The sequence below is a fragment of the Nitratidesulfovibrio oxamicus genome (genome assembly GCF_015731765.1).
Classification (GTDB): domain Bacteria; phylum Desulfobacterota; class Desulfovibrionia; order Desulfovibrionales; family Desulfovibrionaceae; genus Cupidesulfovibrio; species Cupidesulfovibrio oxamicus.
The window spans coordinates 1-8,030 of the sequence record NZ_VRYY01000052.1 but is presented as its reverse complement, the minus strand read 5'-3'; the positions used below and the strand labels follow the sequence as shown (position 1 = coordinate 8,030).

The window sequence follows — 8,030 nt, the reverse complement described above, 5'->3', positions numbered from 1 at the left end:
CGCACGTCGCGCCGGGCCGTTTCCTCGCGGGCCATGGCCGACGCGGCGTCGGTGGGACGGCGGGCGGCGTTATCGTCCAGGTTGGGCCGCAGACGGTCTTCGGCGGCGCGGCGCAACACATCCTCGCTGACGAAGATGGGCACGTCGGCCCGAAGGGCCAGGGCAATGGCGTCGGAGGGGCGACAGTCCACGCGGGTGCGCGAACCGTTCAGTAAAATGTCCAGTTCGGCGAAGTAGGTGCCGTCGCGCAGGTCCACCACGTCCACGGCCACCAACTGCGCCCCCAGCGAACGCAGGGTGTTCAGCAGCAGGTCGTGGGTGAGCGGGCGCGGCACGTCCACGCTGTTGAGCGCAATGGAGATGGCCATGGCTTCCATGGCCCCTATCCAGATGGGCAGCAGTTCCTCCCCGGCCTCGCGGCGCAGGACGAGGATCGGCGCCTTGGTGGCGTCGTCCAGCGACAGCCCCACGACCTTCATCTCTATCATGGGATACCTGCCTGTGCGCCCCTGCGGGCGTCTTCGCATGGTGCCCGGTCAGCCATATCTGCCCGGTCATTCAGCCCAGCCCGATCCGCCCTGTCCCACCTGTCCCACCTGTCCCACCGGCCCGTCCGCTCCGTCCGGTCCATCCGGTCCATCCGGTCCGGACAGGCCGACCAGCCTGCCCAGACCGACCAGGCTTGCGGGCAGTACGACCCTGCGGGCCGATGCGGCGCGGAAAGCGGATCATGCCCGCAATACTCCGCGCAGCGAATGCTTCTTGGCCTCGACGATGGTCACCGGCACGATCCGGCCCAGCCAGCCTTCCGGCCCACCCTGCGTACGGGGGGGCATCACCACGTTGACGGCTTGTCCGTACGGGTCGCGCCCCTGCCAGCTTTCGCCGCCGGGGGTGCCTGCAACGCCGTCATGCACGCCTTCATGCACGCCTTCCTGCAATTCCGGGGTGGTCATGCCGGGCTTGCGGCTCATGCCGTCCAGCAGCACCATTGTGTGCAACCCTACCATGCTCCGCAAGCACTGTTCAGTATAATCATTCTGCCATTCCTGCAGGCGGGCGAGGCGGGCGGCCTTTTCGGCGGCGTCCAGTTTGGCGGGCAGCATCTCCGCGCGGGTGCCCGGCCTGTCGGAATAACAGAACGAGAAGCTGGCGGCAAAGCCCACGGCCCGCATGGCGGCCAGGGTGTCCTCGAAGTCCTGCTCCGTTTCGCCGGGAAAGCCCACGATGATGTCGGTGGAAAGCTGGATGTCGGGGCGGGCAGCTTTGAGCCGGTGCACGATGTCCATGTACCGGGCCATGTCGTACTTGCGGCCCATGGCCTTCAGGATGCGGTCCGACCCGGATTGCAGGGGCAGGTGCAGGCGCGGGCACAGGTTGTCCAGCGTGCCGAAGGCGTCGATGACCTCGGGCGCGATGTCCTTGGGGTGCGGCGTGACGAAGCGCAGCCGGGCAAGGCCCGGCAGGGCGGCCACGCGGTGCAGCAGTTCGGCGAAGCTCACGGCCTTGCCGTCACCAGCCGCCGTTGCCTGGCGGGTGGCTTCCGCGTCCTGCCCGTATGAATTGACGTTCTGGCCGAGCAGGGTGATTTCCTTCGCTCCGCGATCCACCAGTTCCGCGCATTCGCGCACCACCGCGTCTGCCGCGCGCGACTTCTGGCGGCCCCGCGTGTACGGCACGATGCAGTAGGCGCAGAAGTTGTCGCAGCCCTGCATGATGTTCACGAAGGCGGAAGGCGGCACCGGCCCGGAATCCAGTTGGGCGTCGCGTTCCGGGTATTCCTCGGAAAAGTCCAGCAGCGAGACGCGCAGGCCCGGCTCTGCGCACAGCCGTTCGATGGCCTGCGGGGCCATGGACGAGCCGTCGCCGCCGAACACCAGGCGCACCTGCGGAAAGCGGGTGAAGAACCCGGAGCCGATCTGCTGGGCCACGCAGCCGCCCACCACGGCAAAGGCGTCGGGCAGCTTGCGGGTGGCCTGGCGGATGCGCCCGAGCACGCTGTAGACCTTCTGCTCGGGCTTGTCGCGCACCGAGCAGGTGTTGACGATGTTCACGCGGGCCTTGCCCAGGGGCGCTTCCGTAAAGCCGCGCGCCACAAGTGCCCTGGCCAGCCAGTCGGAATCGTTGACGTTCATCTGGCAGCCAAAGGTCAGGATATGAAAGGTACGGTCGCTCATGGTCCGGTGGTATGCTGGTGCAAGGCCGGGGTGCGCCCGGCACGGGTGGATGAAAGGGAGGGCGGTGGCGTCGGGCTATTCGGCGCCCTTGCCGTTGGCGGGTGTCCGCGCCTGTTCGGGCTCCGGCTTCGCGTTCCCCGACTGCATGCGTTGGGCCCGCGCTCGTGCGTCCTCCCGCCCACTGTGCTCGCCCGCAAGGTAGAACAGGGCGATGGGCGCGATCAGACAGGCCGCGCACCACAGCAGGGGGTTGCGGCCCTGCCTTCGGGCCAGTATCGCCGCGCCAATGCCCACGCACGCCCAGATGAGCGCCATGTAGACGTAGCCGGAGGGGGTGAAGTCAAGTTCAAGCATGGGTTGCGGGGGTTGTGGTGCGGGGGGCGGCATGCCGTCGGCAAGGAGGCCGTGAACAGGGGAAACCCGTTGGCCACGGTCGGCCCGCCTTGATGGTTCCTTGAGGTAAGGCATTCACGGGGGGTGCGCAAGGGGCCAAATCCTACTTGCACAGTAGGATAAAAGCGGTATAGTCTCGACATTGAAGACGAAGTGTCGTCGCGCGCCGGTGACTGCCCCGGCGTTTCCCTTCACATCGTGCGCCGCGCCTGCGGCATACCGCCCACGCGGGGAGGATTTCCCATGAAGAAGTACAAGGTGAAGGGGCTGCAAAGCCCGGACTGCGCCGCCACCGTGACCACTTCCATCCAGACCAAGGCCGGGATCGAGGAAGTGAACGTGAACCTTGCCACCGGCGAAATCACCTACGGCCCGGCGGTGTGCGTGGATACGCGCATGCTGCGCGAAGCCGTGGAAAGCGCCGGGTACACGCTGGAGGAAGAAGAGGCGTAGCCGTATCCATTGGCGGTGCGCGCCGGATGGCGGGCACCCCGGTGCAGGTTTTGCTTCGCATGAAGGGGCGGGGGCACAGGCCCACGCCCCTTCGATATTCTGGCGGGTTTGCGGCGCGGCGCCGGGGCCGCGTGCAGCCGTGCGGGCTATTGTTCCTGCGCGGGCTGTTCTGCCGGCGCGGCAGGTTCGGGGCCAGCCTTGACCAACTGGTAGTAGGGCAGGATGTCCGCACCGAAGCTGAGCTTGAACCAGCCCCGACGGGGGCTGTTCACCCCTTCCAGGTCCACTTCGGTCACGCCAGCGCGGGCCAGTTGGCCAAAGGCGTCCCACAGTACGGCGGTGCCGCAGGGGGTGTTGCGCAGGTGCGGATCGCCCGCGCCGAACAGGTAGTAGGCGCGCTTGCTGTCCATGCCGAACAGGGCCATGGCCGCCAGTTCCCCTTCCGGAGTGCGGGTGGCGAACAGCCGCCCGAAGCCGCCCGCCAGCACGGCGGCGGCCAGGTCGCGCAGTTCGTCCAGCCGTTCGCGCTCTACCTCGATGCCCTGGCGGCCCATGGTCAGGGCGTAGAAGGCGGAAAGGTCTTCGGGGGTGGCGTCCTCTGTGGTGCGCACGCCGGTCTTCAGCGCCTTGCGCACCTCCTGGCGGCGCGAATAGGAAATCTCCGGAAACAGCGGCACGTCTTCCGGCGCGGCGGCATCGGCAAAGCCCGTCAGGCTGGCGTAGGCGGTATAGCGCACGTCGGCCGCGTAATGGGGGGCGTCGTCCCTGCCGTAGTTGTGCCACAGGAAGGGCCTGATGTCGGTGACCTGCGGCGACAGGGCCAGTTCCACCCGCTCGTAGCGGCGCGACAGGGCGGCGGCCACGTCCGTGGCGATCTCGAACCGCTCGGACAGCACCGTGGAGCGGTTCTGCTTGTTGGCGGGCGGCGCGAACAGGATGCCGTTGTGGATGACGAAGTCGTGCTGCACCGCGCAGTTGCCGTCCGCCGATTCGGTGACGGCCACGGCGGCGCGGCGCTCGTTGCCGTTCATGCACCAGTACAGGCGGCTGGGCTGGCGCACGGCGGCAAGGTACGCGGACAGCGAAAAGATGGTGCCGTTGGGGGATGCCTCGACAAAGGCGTCCCACTGGGCGCCGGGGGTGGTCTCTTCGAGACGGTATTGCGTGGTCACGGGGGCTCCGTTGGGTGGCGCGGGAAGGCAACCGGGCCGCACGCAACGCGCGGCGCACCGGTGGGCGCGGGAGCGTTGCCCGCAGCCGCGCGAAAAATGACACCGCTGCTGCCCGCCGTCAATATGCGGGGCCGCTCGTGCCGGAAGGTACAAGGTGGGGGCTGCCGCAATGGGGCGGTGCGGGAAACTTCCGACACCGAGCGAAATCCGGTGACCTGCGCCGGGGCGGCTGGCGCAAGAGGGGTTTTTGTCTTCTGCCGAGGGCGGAACGGCAAACCCCTTGTGTCAAGGATTCAGGGGCTGTTTCTAACGTAGGCTTTTTGTTCGTTGGCAAGGAAAACGAGCCTGTCATGAGGGAGTATACTCTTGTCGTATTCGACCGACATGGCAGGCGAAGTTTGACCGCGTTGCGCACGATGCCCGTATCGCTGCTGTCTCCATCCGTACGGCTGGGGCAAGGCTCGCAAGCTCGCCTAACGGGCACGCTCCGCGCCCTTCGGGTCGGTCAGCCAACGAGCAGAAAGACAAGTTAGAGACAGCCCCTACGCAACAAGCACGCCCGCATACCCCACCACCCGCTGCATATCCCCGCTGACCTCGCCCGAGGTGGCATAGGCCACCACCCGCGCGGTCTGGGCGCCCATGTCCAGCGCGGCCAGCAGCCCCAGGGTGGCGGGCAGCACCCCGCACATGGAGATGCCCCGGTCGCGCACTGTTGCGTACAGGCCGAGGGGGTCCAGCGCCTCGATGCGGGCCAGGGCCAGGCGGTCCAGCCGGGCGGCGTCGGCGTGGGTGACGTAGTGGCTCATGTCCGACGACACCACCATGGCCACCCGCCGTCCGGCGGCTTCCAGTGGGCGCAGTACCCCGGCCAGTGCCTGCGCGGCCTCGCGCAGGGCCTGGGGGTGCGGCTCTGCCACGGCCACGGGCACGATGGCAAGGTCGGGCGTGTATTCCTGCAGGAAGGGCAGGACCACCTCTATGGAATGCTCGCGCACGTGGGCGGCGGTGTCGCGGGTGAAGCCCGCGCCCGATTCGGCCAGCGCGTCGGCCAGTTGCTCGTCCACGGGCACCGGGCCTAGGGGGGTGTGCCAGTGCCCGCCCGGCCAGACGGCCAGTGGCGCGCCAAGCCCGGTGTGGTTGGGGCCCAGCAGGACGATGGTGTCGGGCAGGTTGGCCGCGCCCAGGGTTTGCCCGGCCACTTCGCCGGAATAGACGTAGCCCGCGTGGGGCACCACGGCCAGCAGGGTGGGGGCTGCATCTCGCGGGGCGGCGGCAAGGTGTTCGCGCACCGTGTGGCGCAGCAGGTCGGGGTCGTCCGGATAGAACATGCCCGCCACCACGGGGTTGCGGTCTATGGAGTGTCCGGTGTCCGGATGCCTGTCATCATGCATGGCGGCCTCCTGCTGGTAGCGGCGGACGTGGCGAAGAAGGGAAGGGGCGGAATGTCGGCGGCCTGTCCGGTGGCTTGTTTGATGCAATGTCCGGGCAATCCGCACGGACGCGGAACCTCGCCCGCGGGTCCGCACCCAACCTATGCCAGATGCGCGGAAAAACGGAAACAACGGAGATGGGGGCGGCGGGAACAGCGCAGGGGGAAGGCCAGGAAGGCAAGGGAAGGCAGGGCGGCGCCGGGCGTTGCGCCTGCCCGTTGCCGAAGGAGGGGGAGGACGCCTACGGCTGTGCGCCTTGGGTGAACCCGGAAAGCCCCTTGGTCACGTCGGTGGTGCGCAGTTCGGACGCTGCCATGCGACCGTAAAGAGACTGGGGGTCTCGCCGGACCAGGTCTTCCAGGGTGGCCTTCCAGGCGTCCACGTTGCCCATCTTGCGTTGCAGGCGCGCCACGCGATAGCGCATGGCCGCGTAGCCGGGGTCGGAATCGGGCACGTATTTGGCGTACTGGTCGGTCCAGTCCAGCGATTCGCGCAGGCGGCCCGCCGCTTCGGTGACGTCCATGAGCGAGAGCAGGCATTCCTTGATGCGCGGCGTGTCTTCCTTTTCCGGGCTGGCCTGGGCAACGGCGAGGAAGTCGGACAAGGTTTCGCGCGTGAGCAGGTATGCCTTTTCCAGTTCGCGCTTGCGCTCCGCGTCGCGCGACAGGAAGTAGCCCACGTAGGCCCGCTGCTCCTGGGGCAGGTCCTTGCGGTCGTACAGGCGCTGCCACAGGGGTACGGCCAGGTCGGGCTGCCCCAGGTTTTCGTGGGCCAGGGCCAGCGCGTAGTCCGCCTGCTTCTGCACCGGGTCGGACAGGCTCCACCCGGACACGCCCTGCATCACGTCGGCGATGCGCTGCCAGTTCTGGGTTTCCAGATACACCTTGAGCGCCAGGGCCAGCACGGTTTCGCCGTGTCTGGGATCCTTCGGCCCCTTCAGGAAGCCGTCCAGCATCTCCAGCGCCCGCTGGGGCTGCCCGGTGTTGGCATAGCTGAGGGCGATGGCCACGTGGGTGTCCACCGACAGGTCCTTCTCGTTTTCCCGGATCAGCGGGTACTGTTCCCACAGCTGCAGGATGCGGTTGTAATTGCCATCGGGCACCGCATCGGCCACCAGTTGGGTGAAGCTTTGCAGAGCGATTTCGCGTACCTTTGGCAACATGTCGCTGCCGGGGTGGGCCTGGGCGAATTCCACGGCGGATGCCAGCGCCTCCGGAAACTGGCGGTTCCACAGGTACCACATGGTCAGCTTCAGCCGGGCCAGCGGCACCAGCGGGCTTTGCGGGTGGCCGGAAATGATGGTGGTGTATGCCTGCACCGGGCGGGTGTTGTCCGGCCTCTGGAACACCGAGACCATCTCCGCGATGCTCGGCGTATCGTGGATGCCTTCCTCGGCCAGACGCATCAGCGAAATGAGGCCGCCGTCCTTGTCCGGGAAGCGGCGCACCGCCTCCTCGTAGAGCACCCGTGCGGCCTCGGGCTGCTTCTGCTTGGTCAGAATGTCGCCCTGCCGGGCCAGCACGGTATCGATGTCGCCAGCGTCGGGATTGATGTTGTAGTACAGCCAGTAGTTGGCGCGGGCGTCGTCCAGCTTGCCCAGGTGGTCGGACACGTCGGCGGCCACGGTGAGCAACTGGGGATATTCCAGGTAGAAGCGGCCCCAGCGCTTGTCCACGAAGTCCAGGATGGACGCGGCCTGCTGGTAGTAGCCCAGCTTGTACAGGGTGCGGGCCAGGCTTACCGAGCCTTCGCGCACGTACTTGCTTTCCGGAAAGTCCTGCACGATGGACTGGAACTTGTCCGCCGCCTTCTGGTAGTCGCCGCGTTTGTAGGCCTCTTCGCCTGCGTAGTACATGGCAAGGGCGGCGTTTTCGTCGTGCGGGTACTGGCGGCGCAGCAGGTTGAAATAGCCTTCGGCCTCCTGCGAGTTGCCTACGCGCGTGTTCAACAGCCCAAGGCGCAGAAGCGCCTGCGGCACCCGATGCGACTTCAGGTTGTAGTTCATGGCCTCGTTGGTGGCCGTGACGATCTTGTCGAAGGCGGCAAGGATGTTGTCCTTGTTCTGCGCGTAGAGCACGTCGCCGATGAGGTACAGCACCTCCTCGTACATGTCCTTTGGGGTGTCGCGCAGGCCTTTCAGGGTCTCCAGCAGTTCCATGGCCTTGGGGTAGTCGGCATTGACCATGAAGGTCTTGGCCTGCTCCAGCAGTTCTGCCGGGACCGGCGGCGGGGGAACGGGATTGCCCTTTTCGTCCACGTACACCACCTGGGTGGCGTTGGTGGCATTGGTGGAGTTGGTCGCGGCCTTGCCTGCGGCCTCGGCCTGCGGCGAGGTGGCGTTGCCGGTGACCGGGGGCGTGGGCTGGCCGTCGGGCTGCGGTGGCGGCGTGGGGCCTTCGGGA

7 protein-coding genes are annotated in these 8,030 nt (G+C 67.3%); 1 reads left to right on the top strand and 6 read right to left on the bottom strand.

Annotation, left to right across the window (positions count from 1 at the left end; translation table 11 throughout):
• The 3 genes from FVW20_RS02530 to FVW20_RS02520 form a co-directional block, all read right to left on the bottom strand.
• On the bottom strand, positions 1–488 hold a 488-nt coding region (locus FVW20_RS02530), incomplete at its 3' end, for a bifunctional nuclease family protein (RefSeq protein ID WP_196608157.1).
• A 240-nt stretch (positions 489–728) separates the two neighbouring features.
• Positions 729–2,177 (bottom strand): tRNA (N6-isopentenyl adenosine(37)-C2)-methylthiotransferase MiaB, encoded by a 1,449-nt coding sequence (gene miaB / locus FVW20_RS02525; protein WP_196608156.1) that lies wholly within the window; start codon positions 2,175–2,177, stop codon positions 729–731.
• Between the two features lie 75 nt (positions 2,178–2,252).
• Positions 2,253–2,531, bottom strand: a complete 279-nt coding sequence (locus FVW20_RS02520) for a hypothetical protein (protein WP_196608155.1) — start codon at positions 2,529–2,531, stop codon at positions 2,253–2,255.
• A gap of 282 nt (positions 2,532–2,813) precedes the next feature.
• On the opposite strand from FVW20_RS02520, the gene FVW20_RS02515 reads away from it, so the two are divergent.
• Positions 2,814–3,023, top strand: coding sequence for a heavy-metal-associated domain-containing protein (locus FVW20_RS02515; RefSeq protein ID WP_012612461.1), 210 nt, complete (start codon positions 2,814–2,816; stop codon positions 3,021–3,023).
• Positions 3,024–3,169: 146 nt separating this feature from the next.
• Here FVW20_RS02515 and FVW20_RS02510 read toward each other — a convergent pair whose 3' ends face one another.
• The 3 genes from FVW20_RS02510 to FVW20_RS02500 form a co-directional block, all read right to left on the bottom strand.
• A complete protein-coding gene (locus FVW20_RS02510) occupies positions 3,170–4,195 on the bottom strand; it encodes a GNAT family N-acetyltransferase (protein WP_196608154.1) in 1,026 nt (341 codons plus the stop codon).
• A 542-nt stretch (positions 4,196–4,737) separates the two neighbouring features.
• A complete protein-coding gene (amrB, locus tag FVW20_RS02505) occupies positions 4,738–5,589 on the bottom strand; it encodes an AmmeMemoRadiSam system protein B (protein ID WP_196608153.1) in 852 nt (283 codons plus the stop codon).
• 280 nt (positions 5,590–5,869) lie between these two features.
• On the bottom strand, positions 5,870–8,030 hold a 2,161-nt coding region (locus FVW20_RS02500), incomplete at its 5' end, for a tetratricopeptide repeat protein (RefSeq protein ID WP_196608152.1).

Bases quoted from the DNA above. Each gene is read 5' to 3' on its own strand.
- miaB (WP_196608156.1), bottom strand. From the start codon at position 2,177: ATGAGCGACCGTACCTTTCATATCCTGACCTTTGGCTGCCAGATGAAC.
- FVW20_RS02520 (WP_196608155.1), bottom strand. From the start codon at position 2,531: ATGCTTGAACTTGACTTCACCCCCTCCGGCTACGTCTACATGGCGCTC.
- FVW20_RS02515 (WP_012612461.1), top strand. From the start codon at position 2,814: ATGAAGAAGTACAAGGTGAAGGGGCTGCAAAGCCCGGACTGCGCCGCC.
- amrB (WP_196608153.1), bottom strand. From the start codon at position 5,589: ATGCATGATGACAGGCATCCGGACACCGGACACTCCATAGACCGCAAC.